This window comes from Bacillus aerolatus, assembly GCF_009183655.1.
GTDB classification, from domain to species: Bacteria; Bacillota; Bacilli; order Bacillales; family Domibacillaceae; genus Pseudobacillus; species Pseudobacillus aerolatus.
This window is the reverse complement of record NZ_WEIO01000007.1, coordinates 61,790-84,097: the sequence shown is the minus strand read 5'-3', so window position 1 is coordinate 84,097 and position 22,308 is coordinate 61,790. Positions and strand designations below refer to the sequence as shown.

Sequence of the window (22,308 nt, the reverse complement as noted above, 5' to 3'; positions counted from 1 at the left end):
TTTTTCGACTATTTCGGTCTTCAAAAAAGAAGCCCGCTATTTAAGCGGGTCTCTTGGCAATTGGAATTAATTTGTTACTTCTCTTTCCGCCTGACGCAGCTCAATGCGGCGGATTTTTCCGGAGGTCGTCTTCGGTAAATCATCAATAAACTCTATTTTTCTCGGATATTTATAAGGAGCTGTTAATTCTTTTACGTGATTTTGCAGCTTTTCTACAAGCTCCGGCTCCTTGGCATCCACTCCGTCCTGCAGCACAACAAAGGCCTTGACGATGTGTCCGCGGATTTCATCAGGGCTCGCGACAACGGCACACTCTTTTACATCCGGATGCTTCACGAGTGCGTCTTCAACCTCGAACGGGCCGATCGTATAGCCGGAACTGATGATGATATCATCGCCGCGGCCTTCAAACCAGTAATAACCGTCTTCATCTTTTTTCGCTTTGTCGCCCGTTAAATAATAATCGCCTCTAAATTGCATAGCTGTCCGTTCCGGATCTTTGTAGTAGTTTTTGAAAAGCGCCGGTGTATCGATGTGAACCGCAATATCGCCGACGATACCCGTTTCAACCGGCTCGCCGTCTTCATTAATGATTTCCACGCGGTTACCTGGCGTCGGTTTGCCCATGGAACCAGGCTTGACCTCCATTCCCTTCATCACGCCGATCACAAGTGTGCTTTCTGTCTGGCCATAACCGTCACGCACATCCACATTAAAATGCTTGCGGAACGTATCAATGACTTCACGGTTTAACGGCTCGCCGGCAGAAACCGCGCTGTGCAGACTTGATAAATCGTAATCTGCCAAGTTATCTACTTTGGAGATTAAGCGATATTCAGTCGGCGTACAGCAAAGCACGTTAATTTTATTTTGCTCCAACAGTTTAAGATATTTTCTCGGTTCAAATTTGCCGTTATACACAAATCCTGTCGCTCCTGAACCAAGCACAGAGAGAAATGGGCTCCACGTCCATTTTTGCCAGCCAGGCCCTGCCGTCGCCCAGACGGCGTCCCCATCTTTAATGCCGAGCCAGTTCGGTGCCGCTGTTTTTAAATGGGCATAGCCCCATGCATGAGTATGCACCACGCCTTTTGGGTTTCCGGTCGTACCGGACGTATACGGAAGAAACGCAATATCGTCTTTTGACGTTTCAGCGATGGCTAGTTCGTCTGACGCTTCCGCCATTTTTTCTTCAAGCGCCATCCAGTCTTCTGTTTTTCCGCCGAATGAAAACTTAATTAGTTCGTCTATCTTATCCGCTTCTTTTAACTGATCGGCAAAGGGGGCGTAACAGACAACTCCTTTAACGCCTGCATGCTCAATTCGGTAGTTTAAATCTTTCGTGCGCAGCAATTCAGCGCTGGGGATGATGACTAGGCCGGTTTTTAACGCAGCTAAGAATACTTGATACGCTTCAATTAAGCGTGGCACCATAATTAAAATCGGATCGCCTTTCTTCAAGCCGCTCGCTAAGAAAGCGTTTCCAATCTTATTCGTTGTTTTTATTAATTCTGCATATGTAATCTCTTTTTTCTCTCCGGCTTCATTTTCCCATTTTAACGCTAGGCGATTTGGATCTTTTGCGAACTTCTCTACTTCCATCACGATATTGTATTGTTCAGGTGCAAGCAAGTCCTCTCTTTTCATCATCATACCCCCTTGGTTAGTATAACTCTATTATACAGAACAATTGAAAGATTTGAAATATTTTACGGTGGATACGCTGAAAAATCCACACAAAAACACAAGAGGTTTTCATTGCGAACACTCTTGTGTTTTTTTGTATGATCGGCTAGTTTGTACTTGTTAATCCGACCGGCAGGCTTCTTTTAAAGCAAATCTGAAAATTCGCCGGCCGCTTTTTCTTCCGGCAGCTGAATCGTTTCCATGTCGCGAACGGCTTCTTCCATCATTTCTTCAAAGTCAACGAAGCTTTCAAAAAATTGTACTTTTTCGAGCTTCGGCCTTGTTTTCGGAGACGGCGGCGTGAAAATTGTACAGCAATCTTCATAAGGCAAGATAGAAATGTCATGTGTGCCGATCGTTTGAGCGACATCGATAATATCGAGCTTATCCATAGCGATGAGCGGCCGCAAAACAGGAGTCGATGTCACTTCGTTGATCGCCCGCATGCTCTCAAGTGTCTGACTGGCCACTTGTCCGAGACTTTCTCCCGTGACAATCGCGAGGCCGCCGCGCTGTTTGCAGATTTTATCAGCAATGGCAAGCATCATTCTTCTTGTCGAAGTCATCGTATAATTCTCCGGCACTTGCTCTTGGATTTTTTGCTGAATGGCGGTAAACGGAACGATATGAAGCTTCATTCTGGCTCCGAATTCCGTCAGTTTAGACGCCAGATCAATCACTTTTTGCTTCGCCCGCTCACTCGTATAAGGCGGACTGTGAAAGTGAATGGCTTCGATTTCCACGCCTCTTTTCAGCATAAAGTAACCGGCGACTGGACTGTCGATTCCGCCCGACAACAACAGCATCGCTTTTCCACTTGCTCCTGTCGGCAATCCGACAGCACCAGAGTACTTTTCGCACGATAAAAATACGCCTTCTGCCCGGACCTCCACAAGCAAATTAATGTCGGGGTTCTTCACATCGACCTTCAGCTTTTCCAAGTTTCTGAGCACGTGGCTGCCAATCGTATAATTGATTTCATTCGTGTCCAGTTCAAACAGCTTGTCAGAACGGCGGGCAGATACTTTGAATGTTTTTCCTTCGCTGAAATTCCGTCTCACAAGTTCTAAAGCCGCGGCCTTCATTTCTTCGATGTCTTTGCCGGTGCGGACAACCGGACTAAATGACTGAATACCGAATACACGTCTCAGCTTCTCTCTTACCGCTTCAAACGGTGTGCCATTTAAGTGGATAAACAGCCGGTCACGCCCTAATTCAATCTTTAAGTCTTTATAGTCCCGTAACACATGCAGGATGCTTTTTTTCAGTTTATTGATAAATTGATTGCGGTTGCGCCCTTTCGTGGAAAGCTCGCCGTACCGGACTAATATGCGGTCATAATTCATTGCTGTCACCTCTGAACTTTCGTTAAGTTTGGAATTGTTTCTTTTAATAGACGAATGAATGCTTTCGCTTCTTCTATCGTATTGCCGTACGACAAGCTGAGCCTGATGCTGCTGTCGGCTGCCGATTTCGAAAGACCCATCGCTGTCAGAACCGTGCTTGTTTTTCTCTGTCTAGAAGAACAAGCACTCGTCGTCGACAAATAACAGCCTTTTTCTTCAAGCGCATGAATGAGCACTTCTCCTTTGATGCCTGCAATAGAAAAATTTAAAATATGCGGGGCACAGCCTTCTTCAGGCGTATGAATCACTGTACGTTCCATTTTCTCAAGTTCGGTGCGCAAAAACAATTGGATATCTTTCATCACATGGCCTTTTTCCGCCCGCTGTTCTTCTGTTAAGCGGAGCGCTTTCGCCATTGCAGCCAAGCCGCCTGCATTTTCTGTGCCGCTTCGCCAGCCGCTTTCCTGGTTGCCCCCCGATAAAAGCGAAGACAGCTTTACTTCCTTTTTCTTGTATAACACGCCGTTTCCTTTTAAACCATGGAACTTATGAGCTGACAAGGAACAAAGATCAATTCCGTCCAAGTTTAATTCCACTTTTCCGCGCCCTTGAATATCATCGACGTGAAACAAAGCCTTCGGATGTTTTTGAAGCAGCTGCGCGATTTCTTTCACCGGTTGAATCGTTCCCGTTTCATTATTCACATGCATGATAGAGACGACAATCGTTTCATCCGTAAGCGCTTGTGCTATTTCCTGTACAGCCACCCGTCCTTCTGAATCCACAGGTAAATAAGTTACTTGAAAGCCGAGTTCTTCCAGCTGACGGCACGCATTGATGACGGAAGGGTGTTCGGTCTGTTGGGTAATAATGTGGCTGCCCCGGTGCCTGTTAGCAAAGGCAGCTCCTTTAATCGCCAAATTATTTGACTCCGTGCCGCCTGATGTAAAAATGATTTCCTCGCTCTTTGCGCCCATTAATGAAGCAATTTGCTTGCGGGCTTCCGTCAATAACCGTTCCGCCTGAATGCCCAGATGATGCAGAGAAGACGGGTTGCCAAAAAATTGTTCATTCACTTTTACAAAGGTATCTAAAGCTTCTTTATACGGTTTCGTCGTCGCACTGTTATCAAAATAAATCATTTTCACACCTGCTTCATTTCAGTTTGTTCAACTATTTATCATAACACAGCCGCTTTTTGAAGGAAACTTCACATGAGTTGATTGTCTGCGACATTTTGAACAAGCTCAGTGATAAGATGAAAAAGAAGCTGAATTCGTGGACACCCCCGCAAAATAATAAACAACGGGCCAATTGCGTGAACAAATCCCTCAAATTGAGGAACAACATTCCATCAATCGCAGAGCAACGCACAAAAAAGCCCCGGCTTGATTGGAAGCCAATCTGCCGGGGCCGCATCGTTTATTTTTTGTTCATCATGTCTTCAAGCTGTTTTAGACCTTTCGGATCAACTTTGTCAATCGCTGTGGCGGCTTCTTCGAGGGCTGTACGATAGTCATAGTTTCTGAAAGCGAGTTCAGCTTGATGAAGCTGGGCACCAACGACTGGGTGGGAGCGCTTGTATCGGTTTCCGTATTGAATAATGCGTTCCGCCAGTTCCGCCTGGTCGATCACTTCCACCGTTTTACGTTCAAGATTGGTCACGGAGGAAACAGCTTCGCTTAGTTTTTCCTGAACAGCCTTCATATTCAGTGGTTTCTCATTTAACGATTGTACGACTTCGCCGATGCGTTCAGTCGCTTCTTCCGTCAGCAACTGGTAAAAATCGGGCACACCTGGCATGTTGCTTTTGCTGACCAATCGAAAAATCTCATTGATTTTTTTTCGGAGCTCAGCCAGTTTTTCACGAGCGTCCATCTCATCTTTACGAAGCGTCTTTAAAAAACGGCTGAAGCTTATTTGTTCTTTTTGCAGTTCTTCCAACTGTGTATGAATTTCTTGCAACTCTTCATGTAAAAAAGAATAGGCAGTATTTTGTTCTATAATTCTCGCTTCAAGCAAGTCATATTTTTTGCCAAGGCGGAAAATATCCTCTTCCAATTTACGAGGAACGATCCATTCTTCTTCTGCCAGCTGGTAACTTTGGCGCACATGTTCCGTTTCGGCCTGTAAATCTTCGTTAGCTGCTCTCACGCCTTCCAGCTGCTCTTTCGTTTGTCTGTCATAACTCACGAGGAAATGTTTCGCATCCACTTCTTTTTCAAGTAGATCGTAGAAAAAGTCAATGTTTTCTTTTACGTCTTGAATCCCAGCTTCCACTTCGTTCGTTTCTGTTTTTAAAATAAAATCTTTATAAAGGGAAAGCTGTTCGCGCAAGCTCACAATTTCTTTTTCAATTTGCAAGTGATCGAGCAAATATCCTTTTTGTGTCATTTCTTTATAGCCGGACTCTATTTCATTCAGCTGTGCCGGCAGTAAGTTTGTCGTTTCAGCCATCAGTACGGGGATAGTTTCCATTTTGTATAAAATACTATCCATCTCATGCTTAAGCTTTAAAATGATTTCTCTCGCTGCCAGATAATTCCCTTCATTGGTCATTTCTTCAAACTTATCGAATTGTGATGATAAAGCGTCAAGCTGCACTTCAAGTACAGCAGCCGCTTTACCGAATGTATGGCGGTGTGCGAGAAGCTGCTTCCTGGCTGCCCTCTGCTTCGTTTTGAGTTCTTCACTTTCTTCACGGTTGCTTTCTTCACTGCCGATCAACTCATCCAGCTCAGACAAAATGCCGTCCACTTTCTTTTCTGACTCTTCCAGTTTGCGGGCAATGGCTTCATTCGTTTCTTTCGCTTTGCCGAATCGGAATTGGTCAACGCGCTCTTCTGATTCAAACAACCGCTCGTCCACTTCCGCCAAATCAACCGTCAGCACGTCGTCCCATGTTTGGCGCCAGCGGTCAAACAGTTCTTCCGTTTGCCCGGTCATGTTAAGCCGCTTCACCTTTGCCAGTTCATCGGTGACCGGCCGGTGCATCAGTTCCACTTTCTTTTTTTCAAGTACATCAATTTCCTTGTAAATCTTTTTTCTATTCAAATAGGCAATAATTAATAGAATGGCTGCTATTATTATTGCGCCAATGACGAATTTCATCGTAAGCCCCCTGTTCTTCTGCCTGCAAAAGTAGTCGTTTTATCTATTTATAGTCGTGTATTATGCACATTTATCTCAATTATTAATAATGATACCATGTATATGACATTTTTTGACGACAAAATTCGTTTTTTTTTAAGCTGACACGTGAAATTTTTGTTACACTAAGTGTATGAACATTTATTCGGGAGGATTTTTATGAAAAGAGATGGGCACATTCATACGCCTTTTTGTCCTCATGGGACGAAGGATACGCTGGACAGTTATATTGAAGAAGCGATCCGCCAAGGCTTTTCCCGCCTGACGTTTACTGAGCACGCTCCTTTGCCTGCCGGCTTTACAGACAGCACGCCTACACAGGACAGCGGGATGAATCCCGAAAAGCTGGACGCTTATTTCGCTTCTTTACAGCGGGTGAAACAAGAATACGCAGCCGATCTGACAGTTGATATTGGACTTGAAGTCGATTTTATTGAAGGCTTTGAAAAAGAAACAGCTTCTTTTTTAAATGAATACGGCTCACTTCTCGATGACTCCATTTTGTCTGTTCATTTTTTAAAGAAAAGTTCCAGCTGGTACTGCCTCGATTACAGCGCTGATTTATTCGGGGAAATGACCGGGATTTTCGGGTCAACAGCGGCTGTATATGAAGCGTATTTTAAGACGGTGGAACGCTCAATCAAAGCAGACCTCGGCCCATTTAAACCAAAGCGCATCGGCCACATTACGCTCGTACACAAGTTTCAAAAACAATTTCCGTGTGAAGCGGATTTCAGCAGCGAAATAGACAGCTTGCTTCAAGCGATAAAAAACAACGGCTATGAAATTGATTTCAACGGAGCTGGTTTAAGGAAACCGCTCTGTAAAGAATCATATCCGCCGCCAAAAGTTGCTCAACAAGCAAATGAAATGGGCATCCCGCTCGTGTATGGGTCGGACGCCCATCAGGCAAAAGATATTGGCCAGGGGTGGAAAGACATGCTTCTTTCTCCGCACGAATTACCGGCGCAACCATAAATGCATCTTCTAGAAAAAGGAGCGATACTTTATGTTTCAAACAGCTATGTATACAGGGACTAAAACAGAAAATTATGAACTCGTCATCAAGCAGCTGCGTGCTTTGCTTGAAGGAGAAAGCAGCCAAATAGCCAATCTCAGCAATGCCTCTGCCCTATTAAACCAATTTCTTGACCGGGTGAATTGGGTCGGATTTTACTTAACCGAAGAAGATGAACTTGTTCTTGGTCCATTTCAGGGGCTGCCGGCATGCGTGCGCATCCCATTCGGAAGAGGCGTTTGCGGCACGGCAGCAAGCGAACAAAAAACGCAGCGCATTGCGGACGTTCATTCGTTTCCAGGTCATATTGCATGCGATGCCGCTTCCCAATCGGAAATTGTTGTCCCTTTGCTTAAAGACGGACAAATCATCGGCGTTCTCGATATTGACAGCCCGGAAAAAGACCGTTTTGACGAAACGGATGAAAAAATGCTCGAAGCTTTTGTTGCCGTTTTAATTGAATTTTTATAAGAAAAGAGATCTTATCTTGACAGAGATGCTAGTAAATTATATACTAGTCTTTGTGTAAAATAACGCAGCCTACGTGAACACCTTTATGTGCTCATTTTGTTCCTTTGCTATCAAATTGGCAAATGGTGCATCGCGTAACCCTCTGCTGCTGGGGCGATGGTGCATGAAAACAAAATGGCCTGATTGCTGTCTCACCGGTTTTTATTTTACAACAAAATAAAAACATTAAAGGAGGAGCTATATTATGGCTCGCTATACTGGCCCAAGCTGGAAAATTTCCCGCCGTCTTGGAATCTCTCTAAGCGGTACAGGTAAAGAATTAGAAAAACGTCCTTACGCACCTGGACAACACGGTCCTAACCAACGTAAAAAATTGTCTGAATACGGACTTCAATTACAAGAGAAGCAAAAGCTTCGTCACATGTACGGCGTAACTGAGCGCCAATTTAGAAACTTATTCGTGAAAGCCGGCAAATTAAAAGGCGTTCTCGGTGAAAACTTCATGATCCTTCTTGAAGCTCGCCTGGACAACCTTGTTTACCGCCTTGGTTTGGCTCGCACTCGCCGCCAAGCTCGCCAACTCGTTAACCACGGTCATATCCTTGTAGACGGAAAACGCGTAGACATTCCATCTTACCAAGTAAAACCTGGTCAAACAATCACAGTTCGCGAAAAATCAAGAAGCTTTGTTATCATTAAAGAAGCGATCGAAGTAAACAACTTCGTACCAGATTACTTAACGTTCGATGCAGAAAAACTAGAAGGTACATTTACTCGCCTTCCAGAACGTTCTGAGCTTCCAGCTGAAATCAACGAAGCCCTAATCGTAGAGTTCTACTCTCGTTAATAAGAGGCATCTATTCAAAGAGGATGTTCCAAAAGCTTGGCTTTTGGAACATCCTCTTTTTAGTTCACAGTCAGAAAGGGGCTGCTCTAAAGTCAGTGAATAACTGTCTTTAGAGCAGCCCCTTTTGAATGAATTGTTATTGCATTGTGCACGGGTTATTGGCGTTTATGCACAGATAATACGATTTTCTGCGCAAGTATTGAAGAAATATGCACGGCCAAGCACACTTATGCACTAATCGCCGGGCATTGTGCACGAGTTGCCCGAGCTTCTGCGCGTTCACGCCTTATTTATGCACGAACATTTCCAGAATGTGCACGCCCCCATAGCGACTGAACGCTGCGGCAGAACTTCCGCTTATTTATACTTAATTAAGTAATATTTTTTCTTTCCACGGCGGATGATCGTGAATTTGCCTTCCATTTTGTCTGTTTCAGCTAGGACATAAGCTGTGTCGGTTACTTTGTCGCCATTAATGGAGACGGCGCCGTTTTGGATGTCTTCACGCGCCTGGCGTTTAGATGAGGAAATGCCAGCTGCCACGAGCAAGTCGACTAAGCCTGTTTCTTCGCCGCTTGTCTGTTCAAATGATGGCACATCTTTAAAGCCTTGCTCGATTTCTGAAGCAGCTAAACTTTTCACGTCTCCGCTGAATAAAGCAGCCGTAATTTTCTGTGCCTGTTCCAGCGCCCCGCTTCCATGTATTAAGCGAGTCATTTCTTCTCCGAGTGCTTTTTGCGCTTTGCGAAGATGCGGTTCTTCCTGGACAGACGCTTCTAGACGTTCGATTTCTTCTGGCGTCAGGAACGTGAAAATCTTTAAGTATTTAACGACGTCCGCATCAGCTGTGTTAATCCAGAATTGGTAAAATTCATACGGTGATGTTTTTTCTGGATCGAGCCAAATAGCGCCGCTTTCCGTTTTTCCGAACTTCGTGCCGTCTGCTTTTGTCACGAGCGGAATCGTTAACCCGTATGCCTTCTCTCCTTCCGGCTTCATTTTTCGGATTAGTTCAAGGCCGGTTGTAATGTTGCCCCACTGGTCGCTGCCGCCGATTTGCATTTTGCAGTTATGGTGTTCATATAAATGAAGGAAATCCATCGCCTGTAAAATCGTGTACGTAAATTCTGTAAACGAAATGCCTGTATCAAGCCGGGAAGCGATCGTATCTTTCGCCAGCATATAATTGACGCCGATATGCTTGCCAAAATCACGCAAGAACGTCACGATATCCATCGAACCGGCCCAATCATAGTTATTCACAAGCTTAGCACCATTTTCTCCATCAAAATCAAAAATTTTCTCGAGCTGGCCTTTAATGCAGGCGACGTTGTGCTGAACCATTTCAAGCGTCTGCAGCTGTCTTTCTTCTTTCTTGCCGCTCGGGTCACCAATCAGCCCCGTTGCCCCGCCGACGAGGACAATTGGACGGTGTCCATTATTTTGAAAACGGCGCAGCGTTAAAAAGGGGAGCAAATGGCCAATATGCATGCTGTCGGCTGTCGGATCAACTCCGCAGTAAAGTGATACTTGCTCTTTTTCCAAAAGTTCTTGTATGCCTTCTTCATCCGTCTGCTGGTAGACGATCCCCCGCCACTGTAATTCCTGTATTAAATTCATCTGATTTCTTCCTCTCTTTTTCTTCATTTAATGCACAAAACAAATGCGCAAGCGCCTTGATCAGCCTTAGGCAAAAATGTTCTTTCCTCGATGTCTAGCTGCGCCTCCTTGGGGCTCGAGGTCATATGCCAGTCTGACTGCATGGCTGAAAAACGCCATTTCGTCAGCCTGTCATATGCTTGTCGCCCCAGAGCAGTCGGCTCCGCTTTTCTATAAAGAAGTCCGCTTTTTGACTTCATTGAGGAAAGGTTATTTGACCTCGAGGGGCTAGGCGCTGGAGCTGGACGCAGACCCGCTCCATCAGCAAAGATAGCCACCATACGATTATTTTATAGTTTCCTAAAAAAATAAAAACGCCCCTGCAACAATTGCAGGGACGCATAAATTCGCGCGGTACCACCCAAGCTTGAGAAAAAATTTCTCCACTCATTGAAATAACGGTTTGCCCGTTTGCTGCTACTCAATCGTTCACAACAAAAGCTCCAGGAGGTAATTCATTCAACTATATGTTACCGGTTCCCACCAACCACCGGCTCTCTAGAAACAGGGATAGCGAACTACTGAATCCTTTCAACGCCTAAATATATAAATGTATAAGTCACATTATAAGCAGGCGGGCACAGAAATGTCAAATTCATCTATTCAATTTATTAAAAATTAGAAAGTAATAACTCCCATGATAATCGCTGCTATAATCATGACAAAACTTGATCCTAATGCCCACTTAAAAATAAACTTTTGGTGGTCTCCAAATTCCACACCAGCCATACCAACAAGTAAATAGGCGGAAGCCATTAGCGGGCTCATCGCATGCACTGGCTGACCTAGTATAGAAGCGCGGGCAATCTCTACTGGATCGACACCATAAGATGCCGCAGTTTGTGCCAAAATCGGCAGTACTCCAAAATAGTAAGGATCATTTGCCATGAAATAAGTAAACGGAATACTTGTTACAGCTGTAATGACGGCAAAGTACGAACCTAAAGATTCTGGAATTACTGCAACTAAGCTGTTGGCCATCGCATCAACCATTTCAGTTCCAGATAAAATTCCTGTAAAAACACCGGAAGCAAAAACTAACCCAACAACTGCAAGTACATTTCCTGCATGGCTGGATATTCTTTCTTTCTGATCATCTAAATTTGGATAGTTAATCATAAGTGCAATAACGAAGGCGATCATGAATAAAGTAGATAACGGTAATACAGAAGTAATCAAACAAATAAGCAGTGTAATGGTTAAAGCGAGATTCACCCATAACAGTTTTGGACGCTTATAGTCTTCTACTGCTAAAGCTGCACTTTGTTGACTTAAAGCAAGCATCTCTTCCGTTGAATATTGAATCTTGGCAACTCCTAATCTTTTGCGCTCTTTTTTCCCAAGAACAAACGCCGTAAATAAGTTCCATAAGATCCCAGCCGCCATAACAGGGATAAGAGGTGTAAACACATCTGCTACATCAAGTTGCAGTGCCGCTACTGCTCTCGCTGTCGGTCCCCCCCAAGGAGTCATGTTCATCACACCAAATGAAAGCATCGCAACACATGTTAATATGAGCGGATTCATTCCAATACGCTTATAAAGCGGAAGCATTGCTGATACCGTAATCATATAAGTTGTCGTTCCATCCCCATCAAGTGCTACAAGCATCGAAAGGATAGCTGTACCTAGAACAATCTTTAACGGATCTCCCTTAACAATCCCTAAAATTTTTGAAACAAGCGGATCAAATAAGCCTGCATCAATCATTATCCCAAAATAAAGTATAGCAAACATTAACATGACACCAGTCGGTGCAACTTGCTTAACACCTTCTAGCATCATTTCACCGATGCCGGGTCCAAATCCTCCTATTAACGCGAATAAGATGGGTATCACAATTAATGAAACTAACGCGGACATTCGCTTTGTAATTATTAAAAACATAAATACGACAATCATTGAAAAACCTAAAAATGCTAACATACTATTCCTCCCTTATGCCTCTTCACTGAAGTCATTTATTACACGTGAAAAACAATTTAACATTTCGAATATTATGTATTAATATAAAATAACAACCCTTCTCTGTAAACGTTTACAAAATATCGTTTATTAAATTCCTAATAGCCATTTTGTTCATTTTGTTCACCAGGTGACAATGGATGAATCCGCATTGAAAAACGCTTGGAAAAATCCAAGCGTTTTTCTAATCATTTATAATGATTTTACCGATCTTTCAAGAACATCCTGTCTACCAAATATATATCTTAAAAAAATCGGCACGATGAACAATATGAAAAAAACACGAAACAACTGATAAGCAGCAACCATTGATACGTCTGCATGAACCGTATGAGCCGTAACACCCATTTCTGGTAAACCGCCTGGAGCTATACATAAAAATGCAGTTGTCATTGTAACCGGGTACACTATATGTAAGACATAAGATAAAACGAGAGCAAACCCGACAATCAATAATCCGGAAATGAGTGAAAACGGCAGCAGCTTTCTCCAATTTCTTAACATATTTATTTTTATTCCAAGGCCTAAATAAATACCTAAGCAAAGTTGTGCAATAACGATAAGGATAGGAGGCAGTTGAGGTGTTTCAAAGCCACTTACAGTTAAAATAGCTGATGAGAGCAGGGGCCCTATAATCCATGGGGTTGGACATTTGAAGCGAACCGCACATGTAGTGATGAATAAAACAATCGCAAGGACCGTAATAAACTGAAAAAAGCTGCCGTATTCAACTTGTGTTACTGTATCGATTGCAGGGGCACTGTTTTGTGTTCCGCCACTTGAAAATGCATGAATCGATAATGTTGGTACAACGAAAATAACGGTCAACATTCTAATTGTTTGCATGAATGTAACAATTGTTGAATCTGCTCCCTTGATCTCTTCGCTCAACACAACCATTTGCGATAAACCACCTGGTGTCGTCCCCATTACAGCACTTGGTATATTAATACCAGTTAACCTTGAAACAAAATACGCAATGGCCAGTCCAAAAACTACCATTAGAACAGTAACAATAGCCATTGATGGCAATTGATTGGCAATCTGTCTCGCACTATCAATCGTAAACGATAAACCCATACTATAGCCTAATAACATCTGCCCCCCATTTTTGAAACTAACTGGCCAATATAAATTTCGTTTGGATATAAGTTTCCAAATCAAAACAGCCGTTAATGGTCCTAACATCCATAACAGCGGTAAATGCAGCAGCGTGAATAAAATACCACCTGCTATTCCACATAGTAAAGTTTCTATAAATTGAAGTTGTCTTTTTTTTCTTCTACTAATCAACTTGGTGATCGATGAAAAAGTCATGTTGCCCCCCTATAAGAAAAGCGCAAGCGCCTTGGTCAGCCCCGACAAGCACAAGACAAGCCTCTCTGAAAGGTGATCTTTCCTTTCATAGAGGATTGGTTTGTGACCTCGAGGGGCTAGGCGCTGGAGCTAGACACTAGTCTAAGTAAAAAAGTTATACTTTCTTTATTACGAACAAAACGAGGCTGACTCGGATCGTGTCATAACTCCTGACCATCTTGTATGAAATGGCGGAGCTGTTAACACATCTACTCTTGAGCCAACCTCGTAATAATATCATTCCTATTAAATAACAGCTTCTACAAAATGATCGTTAAAATAGACAACATGCGAGAGAATTTTACTGCCTTTTATCTTTTGAATGGATTCTTTTGCCTCTTTTTCATCCTCAAATTCAAACATTTTAATACTGCCTTCACCCGTATAAACAGTTATTACCCACATTTATTCGTTCCCCCAATAGTATATTAAAAAGTAACGTTGTAGAAGAAGTATCTAGATGCGGTCTAAAGTAGCTGTCGTATACTTTTGCCAATATCATATAACCATCATAATAGGAAGTAAATAATAAGAAAAATTATTTTATTAAATCCATTTAAATTATTTTGTTTATTTTGTTCAAGAGTTACTAGTCTTCTCTGTAAGCCCTCATTAATGTCTCATACATCTTGCTCTGCTCTTCAAGAAATTTAGAAGTTTCATTGCTGTTCTTATAAAAATCTTTCCACATATACTTCTGCAGCGTTTGTTCCCATTTTTTTGTTCTCACCATTTTTTCAATCGTCCTGTCCCAAAATTGAATTTCATCTTTCGTCATATTAGGCGGTCCCATAATACCGCGCCAATGTTCAAAGACTAACTCAATTCCTTCTTCTGACCATGTCGGGATTTCAGGAAGTTCTTTTAATCTTTCATCAGATGAGATCACGAGCAGTTTTACTTGATTTAAATCATAATATTTTTTAGCCTCTGATAAAGTCATTGTCGCAACATCTATTTGCTTTTTCAATAATGCATCAACTACTTGGCCGCTATTTTCATATACAAAAAAGTCAAGTTCTTCAGGTTGCACTCCAGCTTGTTTGCCCGCTAATACGAAAGAGAGCTGATCGTCATTCCCTAATCTTGGGGAAACACCGATTTTATAAGCATGAGGTGTTTCTTTCAGATTTTCCATTAAGCTTTTTGCACTGCTTATGCTTGAATCTTTCGAAACAATCACAACCTCCCATTCTGTAGCCAAAGTGGCGATTGGTGTAAAATCTTTATAAGTGATCTTACTTTGGCCTAATAAGTGGTTGGTAATGAGCAGGCTTGAATTCATAGCTAATACATGATCTTTTTGCTGTTGTGTATATTTCCAGCCTAACTCTCCGCCAGCTCCAATTTTATTAAGTACACGAATATCCTCATCAATTAAGTTTTCACTCATTAAAATGTCTTGTATCGCTCGGGCTGTTATGTCCCATCCTCCACCAGTAGAGCTTGGAGCAATAATCGTTACTTCATCCGTAATCGCTTCCTGTTTCTCTTTTAGTGAACATCCGGCGAAAAGCATGACAAAAAGTGTGAAAACGACAATCATTTTTTTTCCCATTGTTCGTACCCCGTTCACTTATTGAATCTTCCTTGTTATTCTATACAGTAATACTTCCTCTCAGGCCTTCCTACAATTCCATATTCGTGTTTTGCCGTACAGATATTTATCGAAACGAGATACTCTAAATACCTTCTTGCCGTTGTTCTGGATGCTCCTATCTTTTCACCCATTTCCTCGATGGAAATGCCGCCTCTAAGTTCTTCCATCACTTTTTTCACTTTCTTTAAAGTGTGGCGGTCAATACCTGTAGGGAGATCTTTTTGACTTATTGTTGATTGATTAGAGATGCCAAAATATCGATCAATCAATGTCTGATCCACCTCTTCACTATTACTGAGTAATTTTTTCTTCTTTTTATAATCTTCAATTGTTTCAACAAATTTCTCCATTGTTACTGGCTTCAATAAATAGTTACATACCCCATACCTAATAGCTGTTTCTAGCATCGTTCTTTCCGTTGCAGCAGTCACCATAATAATATCAACCGTTGGATAATTCTCTCTAATTTTTGATAATAAATCTGTACCAAGTTCATCAGGCATATAGATATCTAGTAAAAGCAAATCAACTTCACATTCACCTAGAATTTGCATTGTTTCTTTCGCATTTAGAGCCTTCCCAACGAGTTTTACACCCGTCAGCTTTTGTAAAAACTGTTCTTGTACTTGGGCAATTCGAAAATCGTCCTCTGCTATTACAACCTTAATCATTTTGTTCCTCTCCTTACGCTATTCCAACACCTTTTTTGGAAGGTATACTGTAAAAATGGCCCCTCCATTTTTTTCATTATTCACTTCAATTGTTCCGCCTAATGATTCTACAATGCGTTTAACATTGAATAGGCCATACCCTCTATTTTTCCCCTTAGAGGAGGATCCTAAAGAAAACAAAGAATGTAACACGTCCTCAGAAATTCCTTTTCCGTTATCTGTTACTTCTATAATGATATCGTTTCCAATTCCCGTAATTGAAAAAGTCACTTTTTTCTCTTTCTGATGTGCGACTGCATCAAACGCATTATCGATAAGATTTCCGATAATTGTAATAATATCTGTTACCTCTATATGACTTGGTAAGGGATCTGCATAACTATCGGCATCAATTTCAAGGATAATTTTCTTTTCTGATGCCTTTCCAAGTTTCCCTAATAAAATAGCTTGAACATTTGCATCATGAATTTGATTAAATAATATCCGGTTTCGATGCTGATGAATGGCAGACTCTTTTTGGATAAATTCAAATGCATCCTCATATCGTTCTAATTGTAATAATCCTGATAACAAATATAATTTATTGGCGTACTCATGTGTTTGCGCACGAAGCCCCTCTGAATAATCACGAACCTCCGATATTGTATCAATAAGCTTTTTTAATTCTGTTTTATCCCGGAAACTAGAAACGACACCTACAACATGTTCATTTTCAATGATGGGGATTAAATTAAAGATAAACACCTTTTCGTTAATCAAGACCTCGACATTATGAATCGTTTTTCCTGTCTGTAACACATCATCTATTTTTATATTTTGCAGAACATGATTGACGTGCTGACCTATAAAGTCTTCATCCTTAAGATTCAACATGGACTTTGCGGAATGGTTGATTAAAGTTAATAAGCCATTTTGATCAATAGCTATAATTCCTTCTTTGACTGATAAAAGAATGGCACTTCTTTCCCTATATAATGAAGAAATTTCATGTGGTTCCAGCCCCATTGTATCTTTTCTAATACTTTTTGTTAGAAAAATACCACCAATGATTCCTAAAAGCAAAACAATCAATGATGCAATAACAATAGTTTTAATTCTACTATATATATTTTGATAAATGTCTCTTTCCAAAAATTCAACAGATACCGTGCCAATCACTCGAGTATACTCTCCATAGTCTGCAATAATAGGAACCTTCCCAATTAAAACTGAGCCCTGCTCTCGTTCTGCTTCAAAGTTATTAGATCCGCCAAAAATTAACGCATGATAATTTGTGTGGTCTACATTCTTCTTACCAATTTGGCTTGGATTTGCGTGCGAATAAATGATCTCCTCACGATTTTCGATGATAATATTTGCCGCATTCACCTGATCTTTTACTTGCTCAGCAATTGGCCGAAAATGGGCTTCTAAATCTTTTTTTTCAATTGCCTCCCTAAGCTCGGGCATGAGAGAAATCGTCTTAGCTGACTGCAAAGCTAATTGTTTCACTTGGTTCCTTGTGTCAACAGATTGTAAGTAAGCAAATATGCTTGCAAGAAGAATAATGATTAAAAGAATTAACGTACTAATTAGTCCTAATATTTTTGTTTGTAATGGGATCTTTTTTAATTTGTTCATTGTTTTTAACCCTTTTTAAAAGTAACTTTCCCTTTGATCATAGCATTTCCATATATTAATTTATAGAGTACACCTTTCCTCTAATCTTCTTAGAGTATAAAAAAATACCACAGTATCAAGATCTGTGGCAGAGTGAAATTTTATACTTTCTTATATTAAAGCTATTTTCGTAAACTTTGTTGCTATTGGAAAGGGGTTGGTTGATTTCCGCTCCACGATGCTCGCTTTCCGCGGGGCGGGCGGTGAGCCTCCTCGTCACCTTGCTCCTGCGGGGTCTCACCTGTCCCGCTAATCCCGCAGGAGTCTCACACCTTCCGCTCCAATCAACCCTTTTGCTACACTTTTTTCCATAAGAATATACTACAAAAACAATAATCTTTTAGAAAACAGCCTATATTAAAAAACCCTTGAGAAAAGTCTTTCTTTTCTCAAGGGCATATCACTTCATTAGTCTTCCATCGTGGACAAATCGCCAGTTGGAAGATCAAGCTCCCACGCTTTTAAGACGCGGCGCATAATTTTTCCGCTGCGTGTTTTTGGCAGCTTGTCGCGGAATTCAATTTCGCGCGGTGCAGCATGGGCGGCAAGGCCATTTTTCACGAACTGGCGGATTTCTTCTTTTAATTCATCTGTCGCTTCATATCCTTCGCGAAGCGCGATGAATGCTTTAATAATTTCCCCGCGGACCGGATCCGGTTTGCCGATAACACCCGCTTCTGTAATAGCCGGGTGCTCCACAAGTTTGCTTTCGACTTCAAATGGACCTACTCGCTCACCTGCTGTCATGATCACGTCATCGACACGGCCTTGGAACCAGAAATATCCATCTTCATCCATATAAGCAGAATCTCCGGACACATACCAGTCACCCGGCATAAAGTAAGATTCATATTTTTCCGGGTTGTTCCAAACAGCGGCCATCATTGCCGGCCAGCCTTTTTTAATGGCGAGGTTGCCCATTCGGTTTGGCGGCAATTCATTTCCTTGATCATCCACAATCGCCGCTTTCACTCCTGGAACCGGTTTACCCATGGAACCCGGTCGAATATCCATCGCCGGATAGTTACAAATGACAAGCGCCCCTGTCTCAGTCATCCACCACGTATCATGAATGCGGCGGTCAAATACTTTCGCGCCCCACCGGATAACTTCCGGATTGAGCGGCTCCCCGACACTTACAATGTGACGAAGAGAGCTTAAATCAAATTTCTTCACAATTTCATCTCCGGCACCCGCCAACATACGGAAAGCAGTCGGTGCACTGTACCAGACAGTAATCTTGTAATCTTCAATCGTTTGATACCAATTTTCCGGCTTGAAACGGCCGCCGACGATGACATTCGTCGTACCTGTCAGCCATGGGCCGAAGATGCCGTACGATGTGCCCGTAATCCAGCCCGGATCGGCTGTGCACCAGTAAATGTCGTCTTCCTGCAAGTCGAGCACCCATTTGGCGGTCTCGTATTGCTGGATCATCGCCCGGTGTACGTGCAGAACGCCTTTCGGTTTGCCAGTAGAGCCGGATGTGTAATGAAGAATCATGCCATCATCAAGGTTCATCCATTCAATGTCAAAAGAAGCATCCGCATCTTTCATTTTTGCGTTGAAATCCACGTATTTTTCTCCTGCCGGCACGTTGTCGCCCACGAGGAAAATCGTTTTTAAATCAGGCAGTTCATCGACAGGCACGCGGCTGAGCAATTCAGGCGTAGTAACAAGCACTTTAGCGCCGCTGTCTTCCAGGCGGTCGCGAACAGCGCCTTCCATAAATGCTTCAAAAAGCGGGCCAACAATCGCTCCTGCTTTAATCGTTCCGAGTACAGCGAAATACAATTCCGGCGAGCGCGGCATAAACACGAAAACGCGATCCCCTTTTTCCACGCCTGCAAATGTTTTCAGCACGTTAGCTGCCTTATTCGTATTTTCTTTCATTTCTTCAAATGTATATTTTTCATCTCTGTCCGCATCTCTGTAATAGAGTGCGACTTTTTGTTTGCGGCTGGACTCCGCATGCCGGTCAATTGCCTCATAGGCCATATTCACCTGGCCAGTTTCAGCCCAAGAAAAATGTTTTTCAGCTTCTTTCCAATCAAATGAGGCATATAATTCCTCATAGTTTTTTAAATTATACTTCCCCTCTTTTACTGTCAGCGTTTCCAATTTCATATGACCGAATCCCCCTTATGTAAGAATACAATTTTTATTATATAATAATTTTATATTTTTCTCAATTTTTGAAACAATCTATTTTGTGTGATCAATTTCTTGTCCCATTCCATATCTGAAAATTTAGTGAAAACGCTTCGTTGAATGCCAAATTAGGTATAATACATATATGGAATGAAGGCGGTGAATTAATGGAACATATTAAAAAATATCATTCGCAGGAAGTGGACACTCCAGAAGGAGCAGTCATTATTGAAGGGCCGATTCCTTCAGAGACATTGGCTGCCATGACATTTCATGAAGGACTGGTGGCTTTCCGTCCGCCGGAACAGCAGCACAAAGCGATCGTCGAAATCGCTGGTCTTCCCGATGGTCGTATTATTATTGCCCGCAGCGGCGATGTTGTTGTCGGCTATGTGACGTATCTTTATCCTGATCCGCTGGAAAGATGGTCGGAAGCGAAGCTTGATAATTTGATTGAACTCGGGGCCGTTGAAGTCGCGCCCGCTTACCGCGGCGCTCATCTCGGCAAAAATATGATTAAGCTGTCCATGCTCGATGAATTTATGGAAAACTATATTATTATTACGACGGAATACTATTGGCACTGGGATTTAAAGGGGACTGGGCTGAATGTATGGGAATACCGAAAAGTCATGGAGAAAATGATGAACGCCGGCGGACTTGTCTGGTTTGCAACGGATGATCCGGAAATCAGCTCACATCCGGCGAACTGCCTTATGGTGCGCATCGGAAAAAACGTTGATCAAGAATCGATTCAGCGTTTTGATCAAATCCGTTTCATGAATCGCTTTATGTATTAACAAAGGGGGACGAACAAATGATAGTGGAAGAAATTATGCAGCGTAAAGTACATACGCTGTCTCCGGATGACAAAATCGGTACAGCTTTGCAATTATTTAGAGACAAAAAAATTCGCCACGTGCCGATCGTTGATCAAGAAGGCACACTTGTCGGCATTGTCACAGACCGCGACGTAAAAGATTCCACGCCGTCCATTTTACAAAAAGATTTGAGCGACGAGGAACTGGGTAAACCCCTCTCCATGATCATGGAGAGGGATGTAGTTACTGGCCATCCGCTCGACTTTGTGGAAGATATTGCTGCTACTTTTTATGAGCATGACATCGGCTGCATGCCGGTCGTTCAAGGCGGAGAAATTGTCGGCATTGTCACGGAAACAGATGTGCTTCATACGTTCGTTGAACTCACTGGGGCTAACCAGCCAGGCTCTCGCATTGAAATTAAAATGCCGAACAAACCGGGGGAATTGTTTGAAGTGGTCAGCATTTTGAATAAGCGGCGCGCGAATATCCACAGCGTCTTTGTGTATCCGGATAAAGAAGATGACAATTCGAAAATTGTTGTGTTTCGAGTGCGGATTATGAACCCTATCGGGGTGATTGACGACTTAAAAAAGGAAGGGCATATTGTGCTGTGGCCGAACATGCCAGGCATGTCCTCATGAAAAAAGAGGCAGTATTCGTTTATTCGGACCAGCTGCTTTCTTATAAGTTTTCTGAACATCACCCTTTTAACCAATTCCGGCTCACGTTAACGATCGATCTTTTAAAAAAAATCAACGGATTGCAAGACAGCGACATTGTCCCTCCCCGGGAAGCTTCAAAAAAAGAATTGCAGCTTATTCATGATGCGACCTACATAGAAGCCGTTCAAAAAGCTGGAAATGGCGAATTGTCTGCGGATACAGCGGAAGGGTACGGCCTCGGAACAGAAGATACGCCTATTTTCAAAGGCATGCACGAGGCCAGCGCTCTTCTCGTCGGCGGCACATTGACAGCCGCTGACTGGGTGATGCAGGAAAAAGCAGCGCATGCCCTCCATTTAGGCGGCGGCCTTCATCACGGCTTTCGCGGCAAAGCATCGGGCTTTTGCATTTATAACGATAGCTCGGTCGCCATTAAATACGTGCAGGAAAAGTATAACGCACGAGTGCTGTACATTGACACAGATGCACATCATGGAGACGGTGTGCAATGGTCGTTTTATGATGATCCGGGTGTGTGCACGTTTTCCATCCACGAAACAGGACGCTATCTTTTTCCCGGTACAGGAAACATCAATGAACGAGGCCAAGGGAAAGGATACGGTTTTTCTTTTAACTTTCCTTTAGATGCGTTTACAGAAGATGATTCATGGCTTGAAACCTATGAAACTGCTATTTGGGAAGTCGCCGATTTCTTCAAGCCCGATGTTATTTTGACTCAAAACGGAGCGGATGCCCACTTTTACGATCCACTTACTCATTTATCAGCAACAATGAATATTTACCGGCGCATTCCGGAAATTGCTCATCAAGTTGCCCATAAGTATTGTGATGGGCGCTGGATTGCTGTCGGCGGAGGCGGCTATGATATATGGAGGGTCGTGCCGCGGGCTTGGTCACTTATCTGGCTCGCAATGACCGGTCAAACGGGCGTGTCAGGCCCACTGCCGGCTGAGTGGCTGAACCGTTGGCAGCCTAAGTCACCGGCACAGCTGCCGGCCGAGTGGGAAGATCCGACAGGGGTCTATCCCGCTATTCCGCGGAAACTAGAAATCGAAGAGAAAAACCGGTTGACGCTGGAAAAAGCATTGTACTCACTTCGCCAGCAAAAAAAATGAAAAAGGCTGCCGAATCATCGGCAGCTTTTCTTTAATGAATAAAAAAGTATAAGTTTTTTATACTTAGTTTTGTTGTCTAGCTCCAGCGCCTAGCCCCTCGAGGTCAA

The 22,308-nt window shown here is 42.7% G+C and carries 18 protein-coding genes and 1 other annotated feature; of the genes, 6 read left to right on the top strand and 12 right to left on the bottom strand.

Translation table 11 applies throughout. The annotated features are described in order from the left end of the window. Window positions 1-66: 66 nt before the first annotated feature. The 4 genes from mbcS to ezrA all read right to left on the bottom strand — a co-directional run bounded on the left by mbcS (window position 67) and on the right by ezrA (window position 6,143). Complete coding sequence (gene mbcS / locus F9802_RS12555; protein ID WP_152152434.1) at window positions 67-1,647, bottom strand: acyl-CoA synthetase MbcS; 1,581 nt, start codon at window positions 1,645-1,647, stop codon at window positions 67-69. Window positions 1,648-1,829: 182 nt separating this feature from the next. Further along, window positions 1,830-3,032, bottom strand: a complete 1,203-nt coding sequence (gene thiI / locus F9802_RS12550; RefSeq protein ID WP_152152432.1) for a tRNA uracil 4-sulfurtransferase ThiI — start codon at window positions 3,030-3,032, stop codon at window positions 1,830-1,832. A 5-nt stretch (window positions 3,033-3,037) separates the two neighbouring features. After that, complete coding sequence (locus tag F9802_RS12545; RefSeq protein WP_152152430.1) at window positions 3,038-4,174, bottom strand: cysteine desulfurase family protein; 1,137 nt, start codon at window positions 4,172-4,174, stop codon at window positions 3,038-3,040. Between the two features lie 280 nt (window positions 4,175-4,454). After that, window positions 4,455-6,143, bottom strand: a complete 1,689-nt coding sequence (ezrA, locus tag F9802_RS12540; protein WP_152152428.1) for a septation ring formation regulator EzrA — start codon at window positions 6,141-6,143, stop codon at window positions 4,455-4,457. A gap of 198 nt (window positions 6,144-6,341) precedes the next feature. Between ezrA and hisJ the strand changes: the two genes are divergently transcribed. The 3 genes from hisJ to rpsD all read left to right on the top strand — a co-directional run bounded on the left by hisJ (window position 6,342) and on the right by rpsD (window position 8,518). Further along, window positions 6,342-7,160, top strand: coding sequence for a histidinol-phosphatase HisJ (gene hisJ / locus F9802_RS12535; protein WP_152152426.1), 819 nt, complete (start codon window positions 6,342-6,344; stop codon window positions 7,158-7,160). Window positions 7,161-7,191: 31 nt separating this feature from the next. Then, on the top strand, window positions 7,192-7,671 hold the full coding sequence (locus F9802_RS12530) for a GAF domain-containing protein (protein WP_152152424.1): 480 nt from the start codon (window positions 7,192-7,194) through the stop codon (window positions 7,669-7,671). A 244-nt stretch (window positions 7,672-7,915) separates the two neighbouring features. Next, window positions 7,916-8,518 carry a 30S ribosomal protein S4 gene (rpsD, locus tag F9802_RS12525; RefSeq protein ID WP_152152422.1) on the top strand — a complete coding sequence of 201 codons (603 nt, stop codon included), beginning with the start codon at window positions 7,916-7,918 and terminating at the stop codon, window positions 8,516-8,518. A 357-nt stretch (window positions 8,519-8,875) separates the two neighbouring features. On the opposite strand, the gene tyrS is transcribed toward rpsD, so the two are convergent. From tyrS to acsA, 8 genes are all read right to left on the bottom strand, one after another. Next, window positions 8,876-10,138 (bottom strand): tyrosine--tRNA ligase, encoded by a 1,263-nt coding sequence (gene tyrS, locus F9802_RS12520; RefSeq protein ID WP_152152420.1) that lies wholly within the window; start codon window positions 10,136-10,138, stop codon window positions 8,876-8,878. Between the two features lie 369 nt (window positions 10,139-10,507). Then, window positions 10,508-10,721 (bottom strand) — a binding site (T-box leader). Between the two features lie 74 nt (window positions 10,722-10,795). After that, complete coding sequence (locus F9802_RS12515; RefSeq protein ID WP_152152418.1) at window positions 10,796-12,103, bottom strand: CitMHS family transporter; 1,308 nt, start codon at window positions 12,101-12,103, stop codon at window positions 10,796-10,798. Between the two features lie 231 nt (window positions 12,104-12,334). Continuing rightward, window positions 12,335-13,459, bottom strand: coding sequence for an AbrB family transcriptional regulator (locus F9802_RS12510; protein WP_152152416.1), 1,125 nt, complete (start codon window positions 13,457-13,459; stop codon window positions 12,335-12,337). Between the two features lie 285 nt (window positions 13,460-13,744). Continuing rightward, complete coding sequence (locus F9802_RS19700; protein WP_191991930.1) at window positions 13,745-13,903, bottom strand: hypothetical protein; 159 nt, start codon at window positions 13,901-13,903, stop codon at window positions 13,745-13,747. Between the two features lie 184 nt (window positions 13,904-14,087). Continuing rightward, window positions 14,088-15,056, bottom strand: a complete 969-nt coding sequence (locus tag F9802_RS12505; protein ID WP_152152414.1) for a tripartite tricarboxylate transporter substrate binding protein — start codon at window positions 15,054-15,056, stop codon at window positions 14,088-14,090. Window positions 15,057-15,091: 35 nt separating this feature from the next. Beyond that, window positions 15,092-15,769 carry a response regulator gene (locus F9802_RS12500; protein WP_152152413.1) on the bottom strand — a complete coding sequence of 226 codons (678 nt, stop codon included), beginning with the start codon at window positions 15,767-15,769 and terminating at the stop codon, window positions 15,092-15,094. A gap of 18 nt (window positions 15,770-15,787) precedes the next feature. After that, a complete protein-coding gene (locus tag F9802_RS12495; RefSeq protein ID WP_152152411.1) occupies window positions 15,788-17,389 on the bottom strand; it encodes an ATP-binding protein in 1,602 nt (533 codons plus the stop codon). Between the two features lie 447 nt (window positions 17,390-17,836). Next, on the bottom strand, window positions 17,837-19,555 hold the full coding sequence (gene acsA, locus F9802_RS12490) for an acetate--CoA ligase (protein ID WP_152152409.1): 1,719 nt from the start codon (window positions 19,553-19,555) through the stop codon (window positions 17,837-17,839). A gap of 191 nt (window positions 19,556-19,746) precedes the next feature. Here acsA and F9802_RS12485 point away from each other — a divergent pair, with 191 nt between their 5' ends. Genes F9802_RS12485 through F9802_RS12475 form a run of 3 tightly spaced genes read left to right on the top strand, consistent with a single transcriptional unit; the run spans window position 19,747 to window position 22,201 of the window. Next, on the top strand, window positions 19,747-20,379 hold the full coding sequence (locus F9802_RS12485) for a GNAT family N-acetyltransferase (protein ID WP_152152407.1): 633 nt from the start codon (window positions 19,747-19,749) through the stop codon (window positions 20,377-20,379). 17 nt (window positions 20,380-20,396) lie between these two features. Beyond that, the gene (locus F9802_RS12480; RefSeq protein WP_152152405.1) at window positions 20,397-21,044 is read left to right on the top strand and encodes an acetoin utilization AcuB family protein; all 648 of its coding nucleotides are present in this window, start codon (window positions 20,397-20,399) and stop codon (window positions 21,042-21,044) included. After that, a complete protein-coding gene (locus tag F9802_RS12475) occupies window positions 21,041-22,201 on the top strand; it encodes an acetoin utilization protein AcuC (protein WP_152152403.1) in 1,161 nt (386 codons plus the stop codon). Before F9802_RS12480 ends, F9802_RS12475 begins: the two co-directional genes overlap by 4 nt. Window positions 22,202-22,308: the final 107 nt, after the last annotated feature.